The sequence below is a fragment of the Microbacterium sp. ZW CA_36 genome (assembly GCF_044987475.1).
Classification (GTDB): Bacteria; Actinomycetota; Actinomycetes; order Actinomycetales; family Microbacteriaceae; genus Microbacterium.
On record NZ_JBJDRL010000025.1, the window covers coordinates 1 to 16,834 of the forward strand.

A 16,834-nucleotide genomic window follows, 5' to 3' on the forward strand; every position below is an offset into this window, starting at 1 on the left:
CATGGCCACCGCCCAGGTGCACTCGCTCCTCGAGTCGATCGAACGCGAGCGACGGCGAGCGATCCGCGGCCCAGGGCTCGGCGGCCCGCGGGCTCTCGGGGGCCGCGGCGGCGGCGGCGATCTGCCCGGGGTGCGCTGCGGCCTGCTTCTCGATGGAGTGGGCGACGTGCTGCGCGCGCTCGATGATCTCGCGGTACTGCTTGCGGGCCGTCTCGATGAGGTCCTTCGCGTACGACTCGGCCTCCGCCACCGCGTCGTCGGCGATGCGCTGTGCACTGCTGAGCAGCAGGACGGCGCGACTGGAGATCTCGCCCTCCTCGGTGGTGACGCCGCTCGCGGTCAGCGCCTGGTTGTCGCGCCACGCGACCTCGAGGGCATCGGCCGCGGCCGCCAGTAGCGCGTGGACCTCGCTGCGGGCATAGCCGCTGCGCTCGTCCGCGAAAGAGACTCCGCGGAGCAGTTCCGGGGTGATGGATACGGATTCGGTCGCGGTCATGTTCGTGTCTGCCCTCTACTGGATTCCCCGCATGACGCCCGGCTGAACGAGTTCCGGGGGGACTGCCTCATCGCCGGCGATGCTGGGGTGCTGGGTGAACGGGTCTTCGTACTTCTCGCTGCGGATGCGGTGCGCGTCGAGTCCGGCACGCTGCAGGACGGCGGTGGTGTGCTCGACCATGCGCGGCGATCCGCAGACCATCGCGAGGCGGTCGTCCCACGGCCCGTCCGCGGCGGCGAGGTCGCCGATCAGTCCCCGGGGTCCGGGGAACGACGGGTCGTCCGACACCGCGTACCGGATGCTCAGCCAGGGCGCGTCGGCGTAGCGCTCGAGTTCGGGCTTCGCGTAGAACCCCCACGGATGCCGCACGCCGTGGTACAGCGCGACGCGGGGACCGCTTCCGCGCGCCGCGTGGCGTCCGGCCACCTGGTCCAGCACGGCGAGCAGCGGGGCGAGCCCCGTGCCGCCGCCGATCAGCAGCAGGTCGGGCCACTCGCTGTCGAAGCGGAGCGTCAGCAGCTCGCCGATGGGCGGGCCGAGCCGCACCCGGTCGCCCGGCTTGACGTCGCGCAGCAGCGCTCCGCTGACCTGTCCGCCCGCGACGAGCTGCACGTGGAATGTCATGGTGCCGTCGGCGCGGGGCGCGTGGGTCGGCGACAGGTATCGCCACTGGCGCGGTCGTTGCGGGATCTCGACGGCGAGCGACTGACCGGCCTGGAAACGGTACCTGTCGTCGGGCCGGATCGTCACGGTCCCGACATCCATCCCCCGCCGTTCCGTCGCGATCACCTCGCCGGCCCAGGTGGCGGGCTCGGACTCGACCGCCTCGGCCGCGGTGATCATGGTCGTCGCGATCAGGCCGTACGCTTCGGCCCAGTCGGCCGCGAGGTCAGGGGTCCACGCGGCGCCGAGGAAGTGCTTCAGCGTCGCGAGCAGCGATGCGCCCACGGCGGGGTAGTGGCCGGCGATGGTGCCGAACTTGCGGTGATCACGCCCGAGGTCCTCGATGTAGCCGACGACGTCGCCGACGTGGTCGACGTTGCTGACCATGTGGCCGAGCGCCTTGACGAGCCGGTCGCGCTGGGCGGCCATGGCGACCGGGAACAGATCGCGGGTCTCGGGGTGGGCGAGGAAGAGGTGCGCATAGAAGTACCCGGGTACCGCGTCCCCGTGGGCCGCGACCTGAGCCCAGGTCCGCTTGAGCGCTACCGCATCCACCTGTGTCGTGTCCCATCCATCGGCCAGTCGGTACCGGCCGACGCTAGCGCGTTGCAGATGTATCTGCAAAGCATTCACCTGTAAGTGCAGCCGCATATCATGGATGGGTGCGGCGCTGGATCTGACGGCGCGTCACGGGTCGGGGGGCCTCATGACTGTGTTGTTGAGCAACGGAACCGTCTTCGTCGAAGAGGGGCTCCGCGAGCAGGCCGCCGAACTCGTGCGGCGCACGGAAGACCTGGGCACACGCGATTTCGCGCTGGTCGCCGGCGACGGCTCCCGTGTGGGCGTGCCGGCAGACGTGAGCGCATTCCTCGTCCACGTGCTGAGAGGACTCGCCCGGGGATCCGTATCGGTGACGACCCTTCCCGAGGAGCTCACGACCACCGTGGCGGCCGAGCTGGTCGGCGTCTCGCGGCCGACCCTGATGAAGCTGGTGCGCAACGGCGAACTGCCCGCCCGGCAGGTGGGAAGCCACACACGGCTGCGCACCGACGACGTCCTGGCGCTGCGCCGCACGCGCGCACAGGATCGACGCGCCGCCCTCGACGCCCTGCGCGAGCTGGACGACGAGTTCGAAGCGGACCGATAGGCGGCGCCAGGTAGCCTGACCTGGTGCTGCAACGGGTTTTCGTCGACGCCGACGTCCTCGCCGTGCGCACTCCCTTCGAATGGCTGGCGCTCGTCCGCGACGAGACCCATGCTTTTCAGCTGCACTCCTCCGCCGCGGTCGTGGCCGACGCGGTCCGGATCTGGCGGGATCGGGACCCGGCCGCCCGCGGCGCCTCCGCGCGGCGGCGGCGTGAGCTCCTCGTGGCCGCGCTCGACGAGCTGGCCGAGGCGGACGTGGATGTCGATATCGACGCCCTCCCGGACGGTTCCACCGCACACGATGCAGCCGTCATGAGCGGAGCGCACGTCCTGCTCTCGTCGCGCGCCCGCGAGACCCCGGACGCCGACCTCCTCCCGTTCGAACTCGCCACGCCCGACGAATTCCTCTGCCTGGTGGACGACCTCGCCGGCGCTGCTGTCCGCCAGGTCGCCCTGGAGCTGGCCCGCCGCGACGGCGCCGAGACGCGCGGCGCCGTCGATCGTCTCGCTCGCGCGCTCATCGCAGCCGGCTGCCCTGCCTTCGCCGGGCGGGTGCGTGCGCATCTGCGCACCTCGGGGGCCTAGGCACCCCGCGGCGGATGACGGCCTAGGCACCCAAGACGGAGTCAGTCCCGCGTCGCCCACCAGTCGCGGAGGCGCCGCTCGGCCTCGTCCGCTCCGAGGACACCCTCGTCGAGGCGCAGATCGAGCAGGAACCGGTACGCCTCGCCGACCTCACGACCAGGTGGGATGCCGAGCACCTCCTGGATGCGGTTGCCGTCGAGCTCGGGCCTGATCGAGGCGAGCTCCTCCTGGGCGGCGAGCTCGGTGATGCGGCGCTCGATGTCGTCGTAGGCGCGGGCCAGGCGCGTGGCCTTCTTGACGTTTCGGGTCGTCACATCGGCGCGCGTGAGGATGTGCAGACGCTCGAGCTCGGCATCCGCATCCCGCACGTAGCGGCGCACGGCGGAGTCGGTCCAGGCGCCCTCGGAGTACCCGAAGAAGCGCAGGTGCAGCTCGATCAGCCGGCTGACCGTGGAGATGGTCGCGGAGTCGAAGCGCAGCTCCTGCAGCCGCTTGCGGGCGAGGCGTGCACCCTTGACGTCGTGATGGTAGAAGGTCACCCCGCCGCCCGGCTCGAGCCGTCTCGTCGCCGGTTTGCCGATGTCGTGCAGCAGCGCGGCGAGCCGCAGCGGCACGTCGGGTGCGGCATCCGGGTTCCGCGTCTTCTCGAGATCGATGGCCTGGCGCAGCACCGTCAGCGAGTGCTCGTACACGTCCTTGTGATGGTGATGCTCGTCGACCTCGAGCTGCAGCGCAGGGATCTCGGGGAGGAACTCGCCCATCAGCCCGGTCTCGACCAGCAGACGGATGCCGCGCACCGGGTCGTCGGTGCTGAGGAGCTTGACCAGCTCGGCCTGGATCCGCTCGGGGCTCACGATCTCGAGCGTGCGCCGCAGCTCCGCCATGGCCGCCTCGGTGGCGGGGTCGACGGCGAACCCCAGCTGCGCGGCGAAGCGCGCGGCACGCAGCATGCGCAGCGGGTCGTCGCCGAAACTGACCGCGGGATCCGCGGGCGTGCGCAGGATGCCGCGCACCAGGTCTTCGACGCCGCCGGTCGGGTCGACCAGGGTCTGCCCCGGCACCCGCAGCGCCATGGCGTTGACGGTGAAGTCGCGGCGCACGAGGTCGCCCTCGATGGTGTCGCCGAATTCGACCGTCGGCTTGCGGGTGACCCCGTCGTAGCTGTCCGCTCGGTACGTCGTGATCTCGACCTGCTCGCCGCGGACGCGGGCGCCGATGGTGCCGAAGGCGCGCCCGATGTCCCACTGCGCCGTGGAGACCGGCTTCACGATCTTGAGGATGTCGTCGGGGCGGGCATCCGTCGTGAAGTCGAGGTCGTTCGTCGGTCGGCCGAGGAGTGCATCGCGCACGGGACCGCCCACGATCGCGAGGTCGAACCCGGCGTCGGCGAAGGCGCGCGCGAGCGTGGCGACGACGGGGGACTCGGCGAGCGCGCCGAGGCGCACAATGCCCTCGGCCATGTTGAGCATGGGTTCCAGCCTACGGCCCGGTCGTTGAGCGAGCGAAGCGAGACGAAACGCCTCGAGCCAGCTCATTGCGACCGGATGCGTGTTTCGTCTCGCTCGTTCCTCGCTCGCTCAACGACCAGTGGGAGCGGCCGAGGTCACTCCGCGAGCCGCAGGAATCCGGCGAAAGCGAGCTCGCGGACGCGGGGAAGCAGATCGGCACGCAGCGCCGCGGCGTCGACCTCGAGCAGGTCGGCGATCGCATCGACCAGCACTCCGATCGGCAGGTCGCCGTCGCACGCGCCGACGAGCGCCGCCAGGCCCGGGTCCACGCCCAGGGCACGGCCGAAGCCGCCGCCCTGCCGGAGCTCGATGACCGTGGGGTCCTCGGCGCCGGGCAGATGGTGCCGCGCCTCCGTGACGTCCGGTGCCACGACGAAGACGGATGCCGCGAGCCCGGCGTCGTCGACGCCGGCCAAGCGGTCGTGGGCGTCGAGGGCGGCGGCCAGGTGAGCGCCGAGGCCGTCGCCGGCGAGCGCCGTGTGCAGTGACTCGTAGCGCGACAGCGTGGGCGCGCCCTCGGCCGGACGCCTCAGCAGCAGGTAGCCGAAGCCGACCTCGGTCACCCCTCGCGCCGCGAAGTCGTCGAGCCACGCGTCGACCAGCCGCGCGAAACCCGGCGTGCCGGCGAGGGTGCCCCCGTCGCGCACCCACAGCTCGGCATATGACAGCGGGTCGAGGCTCTCGCGTTCGACCACCCAGGCATCCAGCGGGACCGACGACGACGCGACCCAGCCGCGCACGCGCTCGAGGCCGGGCATGCCGTCACGGGTCTCCCAGTTGCCGAGCAGCTGCGCCACGCCGCCCGGCGCGAGATGCGCGCCCACGCCACTGACGAACGCGGCCACGACGTCGTCGCCGACCATGCCGCCGTCGCGGTATTCGTACGCCGGCACATCGGCGACCCGCGGCGTGATGACGAACGGCGGATTCGACACGATCCGGTCGAACTGCTCGCCCGCGACGGGCTCGAACAGGCTCCCCAGCCGCACCTCGATGCCATCGATGCCGTTGAGGAGCGCGTTCAGCCGGGTGAATCCGAGGGCGCGCGCGGAGATGTCGGTCGCGACGACGTTCGCCGTATGCGCGCGGGCGCGCAGCGCCTGGATCCCGCATCCTGCGCCGATGTCGAGCCCGCGCGGGGCGGGCGTCGGCAGCTGCAGGCCGGCGAGTGTCAGCGACGCGCCGCCGACTCCGAGCACGTGGTCCTCGGGAAGCGGTCCGCCGAGCGCGGCCTCGTCGAGGTCGCTCGCGACCCACCACTGTCCGGATCCGGAGGCGTCCGCGTACGACTGCGGCCGCACCACCGCGAGCGGGCGGACCTCGCCCTCGGCGACCGTCGCCAGGCCCAGTCGCGCGAGCCCATCGGCGCCGGCGCGCACCAGCGCCCGGTCGACGGATGGCGCGGGCTGCGGCATCCCGAGCACCAGCAGTCTGCCCAGCACGGCGAGGGCGTCGTCGCGATCGCCGAGGCCGCGCGACGCCGGGGACCGCAACCCGCGCGCGATCGCGTCGTCCGCCGCAGCGCCCCACGCGTCGCGGAGGGCCTCGGCGGTGAAGCCGGCGTCGCGCAGATCGCCGGCGAGGTCACGACAGAGGCGGGTATCCGGTTCGGGGAGCACGAGTCCATTCAACCGCGCCGGTGCGCCCGCGAGGAGCAGACCGGTCAGCGACGGCCTGCCCGGCCCGGCGTCGGGCGGGCTCGGAGGCGCTCACCGTAGAATCGCAGTCGATCGTGCGGTCAGGCCATCGCACAGGAGCGAACCCCCGACAGGATGATCGTGACCCCACCGCGAGCCCCGCAGCGCCCCGCGCGCCGCGCCCCGCGTTTCGTGACCGCCACCGTCGCGGCGGTGGCGGTGGTCGCCGGGCTGCTGCTCCCAGCTGCCGCGATGGCGGCGATCCCCGAGCCGTCACCGAGCCCCACCGCCAGCATTCCGGTGGGCACCACCGTGTTCACGCTGTCGCCGCAGGCCGACGGCATCGTGCGCCCCGGCGATGCGCTGAGCGTCTCGATCTCGCTCCAGAACGGGACGGATGCCGCCGTCACGCCGTCGACGGTGACGCTCTCGCTCGGGCGAACGCCGCTCGCCGACCGCGACGCGCTCGACGCGTGGCTCGACGGCACGGACTCGACCGTGGCCATCGAGCCCATCGCCTCGGACGCGCTCAGTGCCGTCGAGCCCGGCTCGTTCCAGGTGCGGGGCATGACCGTCGCGGCCGACGACCCGGCCCTCAGCGGCCTCGCGCCGGGCGTATACCCGCTCGCCGCGTCGTACGAGGGCGACTCCGGCACGGTGAGCTCGACCAGCGCGATGGTCGTGCCGGCCGACGACGCCACCGACGTCGGCATCGGCGTGATCGTGCCGATCACCGCCGGTGGGCTGAACGAAGGGCTCCTCACCGCGGAGCAGCTGGCCGAGCTCACGGCGCCCGACGGCGACCTGACCAACCAGCTCGACGCCGTCACCGGCACGTCGGCGATCCTCGCGGTGGATCCCGCCGTGCCCGCTGCGATCCGCGTGCTCGGCACGTCAGCGCCGGAATCCGCGCTCGAGTGGCTCACGCGGCTCGAGAGCATCCAGAACTCCCGTTTCGCGCTCCAGTTCGGCGACGCCGATGTCACCGCGCAGCTGCAGGCCGGCCTGCCGCAGCCACTCGCCCCGACGTCGTTGACCGCCTACATGTCGCCGTCGAACTTCGCTGCGCCCACTCCCACCCCGACGCCCACCTCGACGCCCCCGGGCACGCCGACGCCGACGCCGACACCGACACCGCAGCCCGGCGACGCACTGCCCAGCACCGACGCGCTCCTCGCGGTCGGACCGGCCAGCCGCCCGGGCGTCTACTGGCCGGCCGACGGCACGGCCGACACCGAGATCGTGACGCGACTCGGCGACCTCGGCAGCGACGGCGCCCCCACGGCGACCGTCCTCCCGTCGGCCACGACCGAGGCCGGCGCCGACGGTCGCACGGTCTCGGCACACGGTCAGGTGGGCGACGCCGAGGTGCTCGTCTACGACAGCGACATCTCGTCGGCCCTCGACGCGGCGTCGCAGAGCGACGTGTCGTGGCTCCGCGGAGCGCCGCTGACGACCGCCACCGCGTACCTCGCGTTCGCAGCCGCCGAGGCGGACGGCCCGCTCCTCGTGACGGTCGGGCGCGGCGACGGACGCTCGCGCGTGGAACTCGGGGCCGCCATCTCGGCCGCCCTGTCGGCTCCGAACGTCACTCCTCGCACCATCGCCACGATCGCCGCGAGTGAGGCGCGTGAGGTCGAGCTCGCGGGCACCGAGGCATCCGCCGAACGGGCGGCTGCGGCATCCGCTCTCGTCGGAGAGGAAGGCGAGATCGCTCGGTTCGCGACGATCCTCGATCAGCCGTCGCTGCTCACCGGGCCCGAGCGCGCCGACATCCTGCAGCTGCTCGGCGTCGCCTGGATCGGCGACGACACGTGGCCGACCGCACTCGCAGACCACCGCACCGAGACCGCCGGCACGCTCACGTCGGTCTCGCTGCTGCCGACCAGTCCCAGCGATCTCTACGGCTCGAGCGCCGCACTGCGGTTCTGGGTGCGCAACGATCTGCCGTACCCGGTCAATCTGGTGCTCTACACCACACGCGACAACCTCCGTCTGGACGTTCAGAGCGAGACCCCCGTGGTCGCGACGCCCCAGAGCAACACGCGGGTCGAGGTGCCGGTGCAGGCGAGGGTCGGGCGCGGAGACGTGACGCTCACCCTCCAGTTGCGCAGCCCCGCCTTCGTCGCGATCGGCCAGCCGGAGTCGGTCGACGTCAACGTCTACGCCGACTGGGAGGCCGCCGGCATCGCCGCGCTCGCCGTGCTCGTCGGCGCCCTCCTCGTGGTCGGCATCGTGCGAACCGTGCTGCGCATGCGCCGCCGGCGCCGGGGAACGGATGCCGGTGGCCCGGGTGAGCGCTCGGGGGCGTCTGGGGATGGAGCCGGTGAAGGGGGCGTGACCGGTGAAGAGGTTCCGGTCGACGAGGGCTCTGCGACCGACGGCAACGATCCGGTGGACGGCAACGATCCGGTGGACGGCGAGACTGCGGCCGACTCCGCTTCGAGCGACGGGCCGCGGCGATGAGCGGCATCGGGCGCGCGAGCGTTCTCATCGGCGCCGGCACGATCGTCTCGCGACTGACGGGTTTCCTCCGCGCGGTCGTGCTGGTGTCGGCAGTGGGTGCGACGACCGCGGGCGGCAACGCATTCGCGATCGCGAACCAGCTTCCGAACAACATCTACGCGATCATCTCAACCGGTCTGCTGAGCGCGGTCGTGGTCCCGCAGATCGTGAAGGCCGCTGCTCATGACGACGGGGGCCGCGCGTTCGTCTCGAAGCTGTTCACCCTGGGCACCGTCGTCCTCCTGGGAACGGCGGTGCTCGCCACCGTCGCGGCTCCCTGGCTGGTGGCTCTCTACGCGCCGGGATACCCGCCGCAGCAGCAAGCGTTGGCGACGGCGTTCGCCTACTGGTGTCTGCCGCAGATCCTGTTCTACGGCCTGTTCGCCCTCGTCGGTGAGTCGCTCAATGCCCGTCGGGTCTATGGCCCGTTTACGTGGGCGCCGATCGTCAACAACATCGTCTCGATCGTCGGCTTCCTCGCGTTCATCTGGCTCTTCGGTCCCGCGGGGTCCTCGACCCAGTGGACTCCCGAGATGGTCGCCGTATTGGCGGGCACAGCCACCCTCGGCATCGTCGTGCAGACGGGGATCCTCTTCGCCTTCTGGCGCCGGACCGGTCTGCACATCCGGCCCGACTTCGGGTGGAGGGGCGTCGGGCTGGGGCAGATCGGCAAGCTCGCCGGCTGGACGTTCCTGATGGTCGCTGCCGGTCAGCTCGCTGGTCTCGTCCAGTCACAGGTGATGTCGGAGATCCCGAAAGGCGACCCAGGCGTCTTCGTCGCGCAGAACGCCTGGCTGCTTTTCATGCTCCCTTACTCGATCATCGTGCTGTCGATCGGCACCCCCTACTTCACGCAGCTCAGCGAACACGCCGCGGCGGGGCGGGACCAAGAGGTACGCGGCGACATCGGCCGAAGCATTCGCACCCTCGGACTGTTCGTGGTCGGCGCGACGGCGGCGCTGGCCGTCGCTGCGGTTCCGGCCTCGCGCATCTTCACCAACAGCACCGAGGAAGCGATCGATGCCGCAGGTGTCCTGCTCTGCTACCTCGTCAGCCTCATCCCTCTCGCGGTGCTGTTCGTGGTTCAGCGGAGCTTCTACGCCTACGACGACACCCGCACCCCGTTCTTCTTCACCATCGTCCAGTGCGCCCTCGTGGTGCTGACGGCGTGGGGCGCTCTCTGGGCATTCCACGAAGGCGTACTCCCCGCGGGTCAGCTCGTCGCCGCCGTCGCACTTGGCCAGTCGTTCTCCAGTGTTGTGCAGGTCGTCGTCGCGACGTGGCTGTTGCAACGGCGGCTGGGTGGGCTGCGTGTTGGCTCATGGCTGCTCGCCCTGGGCCGTTTCGCCCTTGCCGCGGTGCCCGCCGCGGCCGTCGGATGGTTGATGTTCCAGCTCCTCGGCGGCGTCGACGGGTGGACGGTCTCGGACAAGGTACTCGGCGCGGTCGGTGCTGCGATCATCGGCATGGTCGTGCTCGTGGTGTACGCCGCGGTCCTGGCGCTGCTGCGCGCACCGGAGCTTTCTGTCGCCACCGGACTCGTGCGGCGGTTCCTGCCCGGCAGGCGCTGACCTTCCCGGCTCGCGTCGGACGGGCAGGACGCGACGCTCGTCACCCGGCCTCTCGCCGCGCCCGCAAGGGGGCGTAGCACGGAATGCCGCGCGGTTACCATGTGTTGAGGCATCCGAGGCCATCGCGTCCGTCGCGGAACGCTTCGCAAGGCTTCACGAGGAAAGGTGCGCACGTGCGTCAGGTCATCATCATCGGCTCCGGTCCCGCAGGTTATACGGCGGCGATCTATGCCGCTCGGGCGAACCTGAATCCGCTCGTCGTGGCGAGTTCCGTCGAGGCCGGCGGTGAGCTGATGAACACCACCGAGGTCGAGAACTTCCCCGGGTTCCCTGAGGCGATCATGGGCCCGGATCTGATGGCGAAGATGCAGGAGCAGGCCGAGCGGTTCGGCGCCGAGGTGCTCTACGACGACGTCGTCGGGCTCGACATCGACGGCCCCGTCAAGAAGGTCATGCTCGGCAGCGGCGCGAGCCACGAGGCCGACGCGATCGTGTTCGCGACCGGTTCCGCTCCCCGCAAGATCGGCATCGAGGGCGAGTCCCGGCTGTCTGGTCGTGGCGTGTCGTACTGCGCCACCTGCGACGGCTTCTTCTTCCGCGAGCGCGTGATCGCGGTCGTCGGCGGCGGCGACTCGGCGATGGAGGAGGCGACGTTCCTCACCAAGTTCGCGTCGAAGGTGTACGTGATCCACCGCCGCGACGAGCTGCGTGCCTCGAAGATCATGCAGGAGCGGGCGTTCAAGAACGAGAAGATCGAGTTCGTCTGGAACAGCGAGGTCGTCGACATCCTCGGTGAAGACGCCGTCGCCGGCATCGTCCTGAAGGACACTGTCGACGGGTCGACCCGCGAGCTCCCACTGGACGGCGTGTTCGTCGCCATCGGCTACGACCCCCGCACCCACCTGGTGCACCACAAGCTCGACCTCACGCCCGAGGGCACCGTGTGGGTGGACGGCCGCTCCTCACGCACCTCGGTCCCGGGTGTGTTCGCCGCCGGCGACGTCATCGACCCCACCTACCGCCAGGCGGTCACCGCCGCGGGAAGCGGTACGGTCGCAGCGCTCGACCTCGAGCACTACCTGGCCGCGCTGGGCGAGGCGGGCGATCCGGACGTCTCGGGCGACCAGATCGCCGGCTTGCCTGAGGTGAGCGCGGTCTGACCTTCCGCGGTGTCGCGACACGCCCGGGAACAATCCCGCTGCCGGTGCTGTTGAACACCACCGACAGACTTCCATCGAAGGAGAAACACAGATGACCGCCAAGTCGACGACCTCCGCCACGTTCGAGCAGGACGTGCTCCAGGCCGAGGGTCCGGTACTCGTGGACTTCTGGGCGGAGTGGTGCGGCCCGTGTCGCATGGTCTCGCCCGTCCTCGACCAGATCCAGTCGGAGCACCCCGACAAGATCACCATCCTCAAGCTCAACGTGGATGAGAACCCCGATCTCGCGATGAAGTACCAGATCACATCGATCCCCGCGATGAAGGTGTTCAATAAGGGCGCAGTCGAGACCACGATCATCGGCGCCAAGCCGAAGTTCGCGCTCGAGAAGGACCTGGCCGCCTACATCGGCTGAGGCCACACTCTCAGTTTTAGGAAGCCCCGCCGGCTCTGCCGGCGGGGTTTTCCTTTTTCATCTGGTGTTTCCACTGTATGCCGCTCAGGACATCCAAAACCCGTCGTATCTTCTTGTCGATCGATGTCGATCTGCGCGAGGCTTGTTCGACGCACAGAGTGAAGGGGCCACTCGGGCCCTCGACACCGGGCCCAGCCCCGACGGAAGGGAAACCCCATGCGTTACATGCTCATCATGCAGGTCGGTGCCGAGGCGGCAGCCGCGTTCGACCCCGAGACCTACGACATGGCCGAGGCGTACGCCGCCATGGGCGCCTACAACGAGGAGCTCCAGAAAGCCGGGGTCTTCCTCAGCGCCGAGGGACTCTCAGATGCAGCGGAGGGCTTCCGCGTCGACTTCGATTCGGTGCCGCCGGCCGTGACCGACGGACCCTTCGCAGAGGCGCGCGAGGTGTTCACCGGCTTCTGGATCATCGAGGTGTCCTCGCGCGAAGAGGCCGAGCACTGGGCCCGGAAGTGCCCGCTGGGTCCGGGGACGGCGCTCGAGGTTCGGCGTGTGAACGAGATCAGCGACTTCGACCAGAGCGACGAGTGGGTCGCCAAGGAGCAGGAGTGGCGCGCCGCCAACTCGTGACCGCGGGCGTCAGCTCGCCTCCGCACGCACCGTCGGGTCCCACCGGCGGTGCGTGTTGGCGTCGCCCAGAAGCGACCACACCGCCTTCGTCAGCGGGGGATACTCCAGCGCGATCTGCCGCAGGACCCGATAGTGACGACTGGCGTTCGGACGCGATCCGCCATCGGCGGCTATGTTCTCCGCACGCAGCAGGTACACCACGAGCTCATCGACGGTCGGCAGCTCGTCCATGAACTCCCACGGGTCTTCGCCGGCTCGCAGCCGCTCGTGCACCAGCACCGAGAGCTCGTCCGCGGCCTCCGCGCGCAGCAGCTCCAGGCTCGCTCGCCGTCGCAGGGTGTGCTCCTCGTTCGCCACCAATCCAGGGTACGTTGCGATTCCGACACCGGGGGTCACCCCGCCTACGCTGAGAGCATGACCTCCGACGACGGGCACTCCCGGCGCGCCGTCGAGGCGGTGTGGCGTGACGAGTCCGCACGCATCGTCTCGGCGCTGACCCGCCACACGGGGGACTTCTCGTGGGCGGAGGATCTCGCGCAGGAGGCACTCGTCGAAGCCCTCGCGAGCTGGCCTGTCAGCGGCATCCCTGACACTCCCGGTGCATGGCTCATGTCGGTGGCCAAGCGGCGTGCGATCGATGGATGGCGGAGGCGGGAGCGGCTGACGCAGCGGGAACCCCTCTTCGTGACGGACGCACTGCAGGCGGAGACGCTGGACACCGTGCCCGACCATGCCGACCCGGACCGTATCGACGACGACGTGCTGCGACTGGTTTTCGTCGCCTGCCACCCCGTCCTCCCCGCGCAGGCCCGTCTCGCTCTGACGCTGCGCACGGTCGCCGGCCTCACCACCGAGCAGATCGCGCGTGCCTTGCTCATGACGGTGCCGACGGTGCAGCAGCGGATCGTCCGCGCGAAACGCTCACTCGCGGACGAGGGCGTGCCATTCGAGGTGCCGGACCGCACGGAGCGACCGGCCCGCCTCGCGAGCGTGCTCCAGGTGATCTACCTCCTCTTCACCGAGGGGTACTCGGCGACGGAGGGGGAGGGGCTGCTGCGCCCGGATGTGGCGCGCGAAGCTGTGCGACTCGGCCGTCAGCTCGCGGCGTTGATGCCCCGCGAACCAGAGATCTGGTCGCTCATCGCGCTGATGGAGTTCCAGTCGTCCCGGTTCCGCGCGCGCATCGACGCCGACGGTCTGCCTCTCACCCTGGAACAGCAGGACCGCCGCCGCTGGGATCGTTCGGCGATCTCGCGCGGCAACGAAGCGATGACGCGAGCGGATGCCGCCTCCCGCGGTCTCGGCTACTACGGCCTGCAGGCGGCCATAGCGCAATGCCACGCCGTGGCACCGACGTTCGCCGAGACCGACTGGGCGCGCATCCTCCGGCTGTACGACGCGCTCGACGCCCTCGCCCCGTCGGCTGTCGTGCGGCTCAACCGTGCGGTGGCGCTGTCGATGGCAGCAGGCCCGGAAGATGCCCTCGTCGAGGTCGACGCGCTCGCGTCCGAGCTGTCGGGCTTCCGCCCGCTGCCGGCTGTCCGGGCCGAGCTGCTCGAGCGCCTCGGGCACACGGATGCCGCAGCTGCCGCGTTCCTCGAGGCCGCCGCGCTTCCGGGCAACGACGCCGAGACGGCGCTCCTGCGGCGTCGTGCAGCGCAAGCGGAGTCTTCCGCGCCGCGGCGCGCACAGCCCCACCCCTGACGCAAGGCGCTCCCGACCCGGCAGGTGGGAGACTCCCCGGCATCAGGCCGGGCCGTAGCCGGTCTCTCCCAGCTCTCCCAGGATTCGGTTGAGATCCTCGATGCTCGCGAAATCTATTGCGATCTGGCCTTTTCTTGCCGTGAGTGAGATCTTCACGCGGGTGTTGAGGCGATCGCCAAGCCTTTCTGCAACCTCATCGAGATGCGCGCGGCGCGAACCCGCCTGAGGTTTCGCCGCACGCGTGGGCGAAGCATCCGGCAGCTTCGCCGCGGCCTCCGCGGCACGCACCGACAGATCCTCGTTGACGATCTTGTCGGCGAGGCGCTGCATTGCCGTGGCGTCCTCGAGCGACAGGATCGCGCGGGCGTGGCCGGCCGTCAGTACACCGGCGGCCACGCGCTGCTGCACCGGCATCGGCAGCTTCAGCAGCCGGATGGTGTTGCTGATCTGCGGCCGCGAGCGGCCGATGCGCGTCGCCAGCTCTTCCTGGGTGATGCCGAAGTCCTCGAGCAGCTGCTGGTACGCCGATGCCTCTTCGAGCGGGTTGAGCTCGGAGCGATGGAGGTTCTCGAGGAGGGCATCACGCAGGAGGTGCTCATCGGCGGTGTCGCGCACGATGGCGGGGATCGAGGTGAGTCCGGCTTCTCGGGCGGCGCGAGTGCGGCGCTCGCCCATGATGAGCTCGTACTCGCCCTTGTCGTTGCTGCGGACGACGACCGGCTGCAGGACCCCGAATTCGCGCACGCTGTGCACGAGTTCCGCGAAGTGCTCGTGGTCGAAATTCGTGCGCGGCTGACGCGGGTTGGGAACGATGTCGTGCGGGTCGATATGTGCGAGCCGCGCCCCGGGGACCTCGACGAGGTTCCCCTCGGTATCAGCCGTGACCGCTTCGATTGGTGGGGCTTCGTCGACGGCGACGGCACGGGGAAAGAAGACATCGGAGGGGCGGTCGTCAGCCTGCTCGTTGGTCGGGATCAATGCGCCGATTCCGCGGCCGAGCCCTGTGCGCTTCGCAGCCATCAGTCGCCCCTTTCATTCGAGGCGCTGTCGCGCCGGATCATCTCGACAGCCGCTTCGCGGTAGGCGATGGCGCCGGCCGACTGTCCATCGTAGGCGAGAACCGACTGCCCGAAGCTCGGCGCCTCAGAGACCCGGACAGACCGAGGAACGACGGTGTCGAGCACCTCCTTTGGAAAGTGCTCGCGCACCTCATCGGCGACCTGCTGCGCAAGACGCGTGCGACCGTCGTACATCGTCAGCATGATCGTCGAGAGCTGCAGCCGCGGGTTGAGGTGCTTCTGGATCATGCGCACGGTGCCGAGCAGCTGGCTCAGCCCTTCGAGCGCGTAGTACTCGCACTGGATCGGGATCAGCAGTTCGGTGGCCGCGGTGAAGGCATTGATCGTGAGCAGACCGAGCGAGGGCGGGCAGTCGATCAGGATGAAGTCCAGCTGTCCCTCGTGCTTCTCGAGGTAGTCGTCGACGGCAACGCGCAGCCGGTGCTCCCGCGCGACCTGCGACACCAGCTCGATCTCAGCGCCGGCGAGGTGGATGGTGCTCGGTGCGCACAGCAGGTTGGGGGACTCGGGACTGACCTGGATGATGTCAGCGAGGGGGAATTCGTCGATGAGCACGTCGTACACGCTCGGGATGTCGGCGGTGTGCGGCACGCCCAGCGCCGTCGAGGCATTGCCCTGCGGATCCAGATCGATCACGAGAACGCGGGCGCCGCGCTCGGCGAGGGCCGCCGCCAGGTTGACCGTCGTGGTCGTCTTCCCGACGCCGCCCTTCTGATTCGAGACCGTGAGCACGCGCGTACGGCCCGTGAGCTGAACCTCGGCTTCTTCGAGCGCCTTGCGGCGCGCCGTCAGGTCTGCGAGTTCGCGGGCGATCGGCGAGTCGTCTTCGTCGTGCCCGATGGTGACGCCGTCGTGCTGCGCGATGGGGGAGTCCTCTTCCTGCGTGGCGGGGGTGCTCTCTTCCGTGGCGACGGGGGGAGCGACGTCGGGAGATGCGTCGGATGCCGGACCATCGTAATCGTCGGCCGCGACATCGGCGTCGGTGTCCGTCGCGTCCGCCGGCTCCTCGTCTGGCGTGAGGCCCTCGCCCGGCGTGACGTCCTCGCCCGGCGTGAGGCCCTCGCCCGGCGTGAGGTCCTCGCCCGGCGTGACGTCCTCGCCCGCTGCGACCTCAGCGGCGGCGAGAGTCACATCGGCAGACATGGACGAGTCCTCTTCGCGGATGATGTCAGCGGACGCGTCGGCGACGTCTGGGCCCGCGTCATTGATGTGAGGCTCGACTGCAGACTCGGGCGCGGTATCTGTAGACAGGACCCCAGGAGTGGCGGACTCTGCTGCGCCGGACGCCTCTGGTGGCGATCCGATGCTGTGGTCCGTGGAGGCTGACGGAGACTCTGTCGCCAGCGCGGTGAGCGGGCGATTGGACGAGAAGGATGCCTGAGCCTCGGTCTCGTCGGGTTGTTTCACGTGAAACTCTCCCCTTTGCGCGCGCCGCTCAACATCGCCTTCCACCTTATCCCGCCTTCCCCCCATCCCCAGCCGTCGGAGCCAGTTACTCATGCGTTCCTTACCGTTGCGAGCGGGACTGCCATCGCCTCTAGTCAACATCGCATGACCCCGTCGGCGGCGCTAACCCGCCGCTGCACGGGAAGCCCGGCGCCCGATTGTGACAGCGGCGGCGCGGTCCCGACGGGCGTGTGCGATTCGAGCCCATCCCCCGCTTCGAAGGTCGCTCCCGTTGCTGCGTCGACATCGGTATCGGTGCGGAGGTCACACTCCGCAGAAGTGCACG

At 70.2% G+C, this 16,834-nt stretch carries 15 protein-coding genes; 8 read left to right on the forward strand and 7 right to left on the reverse strand.

Features of this window, described 5'->3' with window-relative positions; all coding sequences use genetic code 11:
• The coding region (locus tag ACI3KX_RS12145) for a DivIVA domain-containing protein (protein ID WP_404909907.1) at positions 1-496 on the reverse strand (496 nt) is incomplete at its 3' end.
• Between the two features lie 15 nt (positions 497-511).
• Positions 512-1,714, reverse strand: a complete 1,203-nt coding sequence (locus ACI3KX_RS12150; protein WP_404909908.1) for a globin domain-containing protein — start codon at positions 1,712-1,714, stop codon at positions 512-514.
• 163 nt (positions 1,715-1,877) lie between these two features.
• On the opposite strand from ACI3KX_RS12150, the gene ACI3KX_RS12155 reads away from it, so the two are divergent.
• Positions 1,878-2,306: a helix-turn-helix domain-containing protein gene (locus ACI3KX_RS12155; protein ID WP_363356021.1), complete on the forward strand. Its 429-nt coding sequence runs from the start codon at positions 1,878-1,880 to the stop codon at positions 2,304-2,306.
• A 23-nt stretch (positions 2,307-2,329) separates the two neighbouring features.
• On the forward strand, positions 2,330-2,890 hold the full coding sequence (locus tag ACI3KX_RS12160; protein WP_404909909.1) for a hypothetical protein: 561 nt from the start codon (positions 2,330-2,332) through the stop codon (positions 2,888-2,890).
• A 41-nt stretch (positions 2,891-2,931) separates the two neighbouring features.
• Here the strand turns inward: ACI3KX_RS12160 and ACI3KX_RS12165 are convergent, their stop codons facing one another.
• Together ACI3KX_RS12165 and ACI3KX_RS12170 are read right to left on the reverse strand one after the other, a co-directional pair.
• Positions 2,932-4,359, reverse strand: coding sequence for a CCA tRNA nucleotidyltransferase (locus tag ACI3KX_RS12165; protein WP_404909910.1), 1,428 nt, complete (start codon positions 4,357-4,359; stop codon positions 2,932-2,934).
• Between the two features lie 134 nt (positions 4,360-4,493).
• The gene (locus tag ACI3KX_RS12170; protein ID WP_404909911.1) at positions 4,494-6,017 is read right to left on the reverse strand and encodes a methyltransferase; all 1,524 of its coding nucleotides are present in this window, start codon (positions 6,015-6,017) and stop codon (positions 4,494-4,496) included.
• A 159-nt stretch (positions 6,018-6,176) separates the two neighbouring features.
• Here ACI3KX_RS12170 and ACI3KX_RS12175 point away from each other — a divergent pair, with 159 nt between their 5' ends.
• The 5 genes from ACI3KX_RS12175 to ACI3KX_RS12195 all read left to right on the forward strand — a co-directional run bounded on the left by ACI3KX_RS12175 (position 6,177) and on the right by ACI3KX_RS12195 (position 12,319).
• Complete coding sequence (locus ACI3KX_RS12175) at positions 6,177-8,501, forward strand: DUF6049 family protein (protein WP_404909912.1); 2,325 nt, start codon at positions 6,177-6,179, stop codon at positions 8,499-8,501.
• On the forward strand, positions 8,498-10,111 hold the full coding sequence (gene murJ, locus ACI3KX_RS12180) for a murein biosynthesis integral membrane protein MurJ (RefSeq protein WP_404909913.1): 1,614 nt from the start codon (positions 8,498-8,500) through the stop codon (positions 10,109-10,111). Before ACI3KX_RS12175 ends, murJ begins: the two co-directional genes overlap by 4 nt.
• A gap of 173 nt (positions 10,112-10,284) precedes the next feature.
• A complete protein-coding gene (gene trxB, locus ACI3KX_RS12185; protein ID WP_363356033.1) occupies positions 10,285-11,271 on the forward strand; it encodes a thioredoxin-disulfide reductase in 987 nt (328 codons plus the stop codon).
• 91 nt (positions 11,272-11,362) lie between these two features.
• Positions 11,363-11,686 carry a thioredoxin gene (gene trxA, locus ACI3KX_RS12190; protein WP_363356035.1) on the forward strand — a complete coding sequence of 108 codons (324 nt, stop codon included), beginning with the start codon at positions 11,363-11,365 and terminating at the stop codon, positions 11,684-11,686.
• A 216-nt stretch (positions 11,687-11,902) separates the two neighbouring features.
• Positions 11,903-12,319 carry a YciI family protein gene (locus ACI3KX_RS12195; RefSeq protein ID WP_308866345.1) on the forward strand — a complete coding sequence of 139 codons (417 nt, stop codon included), beginning with the start codon at positions 11,903-11,905 and terminating at the stop codon, positions 12,317-12,319.
• Between the two features lie 9 nt (positions 12,320-12,328).
• Here the strand turns inward: ACI3KX_RS12195 and ACI3KX_RS12200 are convergent, their stop codons facing one another.
• The gene (locus ACI3KX_RS12200; protein WP_404909914.1) at positions 12,329-12,676 is read right to left on the reverse strand and encodes a tryptophan synthase subunit alpha; all 348 of its coding nucleotides are present in this window, start codon (positions 12,674-12,676) and stop codon (positions 12,329-12,331) included.
• A gap of 57 nt (positions 12,677-12,733) precedes the next feature.
• Here ACI3KX_RS12200 and ACI3KX_RS12205 point away from each other — a divergent pair, with 57 nt between their 5' ends.
• Complete coding sequence (locus ACI3KX_RS12205; protein ID WP_404909915.1) at positions 12,734-14,023, forward strand: RNA polymerase sigma factor; 1,290 nt, start codon at positions 12,734-12,736, stop codon at positions 14,021-14,023.
• 42 nt (positions 14,024-14,065) lie between these two features.
• On the opposite strand, the gene ACI3KX_RS12210 is transcribed toward ACI3KX_RS12205, so the two are convergent.
• Complete coding sequence (locus ACI3KX_RS12210) at positions 14,066-15,043, reverse strand: ParB/RepB/Spo0J family partition protein (protein ID WP_363356040.1); 978 nt, start codon at positions 15,041-15,043, stop codon at positions 14,066-14,068.
• Positions 15,043-15,966: a ParA family protein gene (locus ACI3KX_RS12215; RefSeq protein ID WP_363357036.1), complete on the reverse strand. Its 924-nt coding sequence runs from the start codon at positions 15,964-15,966 to the stop codon at positions 15,043-15,045. Before ACI3KX_RS12215 ends, ACI3KX_RS12210 begins: the two co-directional genes overlap by 1 nt.
• Positions 15,967-16,834: the final 868 nt, after the last annotated feature.

Excerpts from the sequence above, each read along its gene's own strand:
- ACI3KX_RS12195 (WP_308866345.1), top strand. The coding sequence starts at position 11,903 with ATGCGTTACATGCTCATCATGCAGGTCGGTGCCGAGGCGGCAGCCGCG.
- ACI3KX_RS12210 (WP_363356040.1), bottom strand. The coding sequence starts at position 15,043 with ATGGCTGCGAAGCGCACAGGGCTCGGCCGCGGAATCGGCGCATTGATC.
- trxA (WP_363356035.1), top strand. The coding sequence starts at position 11,363 with ATGACCGCCAAGTCGACGACCTCCGCCACGTTCGAGCAGGACGTGCTC.
- ACI3KX_RS12205 (WP_404909915.1), top strand. The coding sequence starts at position 12,734 with ATGACCTCCGACGACGGGCACTCCCGGCGCGCCGTCGAGGCGGTGTGG.
- ACI3KX_RS12165 (WP_404909910.1), bottom strand. The coding sequence starts at position 4,359 with ATGCTCAACATGGCCGAGGGCATTGTGCGCCTCGGCGCGCTCGCCGAG.
- murJ (WP_404909913.1), top strand. The coding sequence starts at position 8,498 with ATGAGCGGCATCGGGCGCGCGAGCGTTCTCATCGGCGCCGGCACGATC.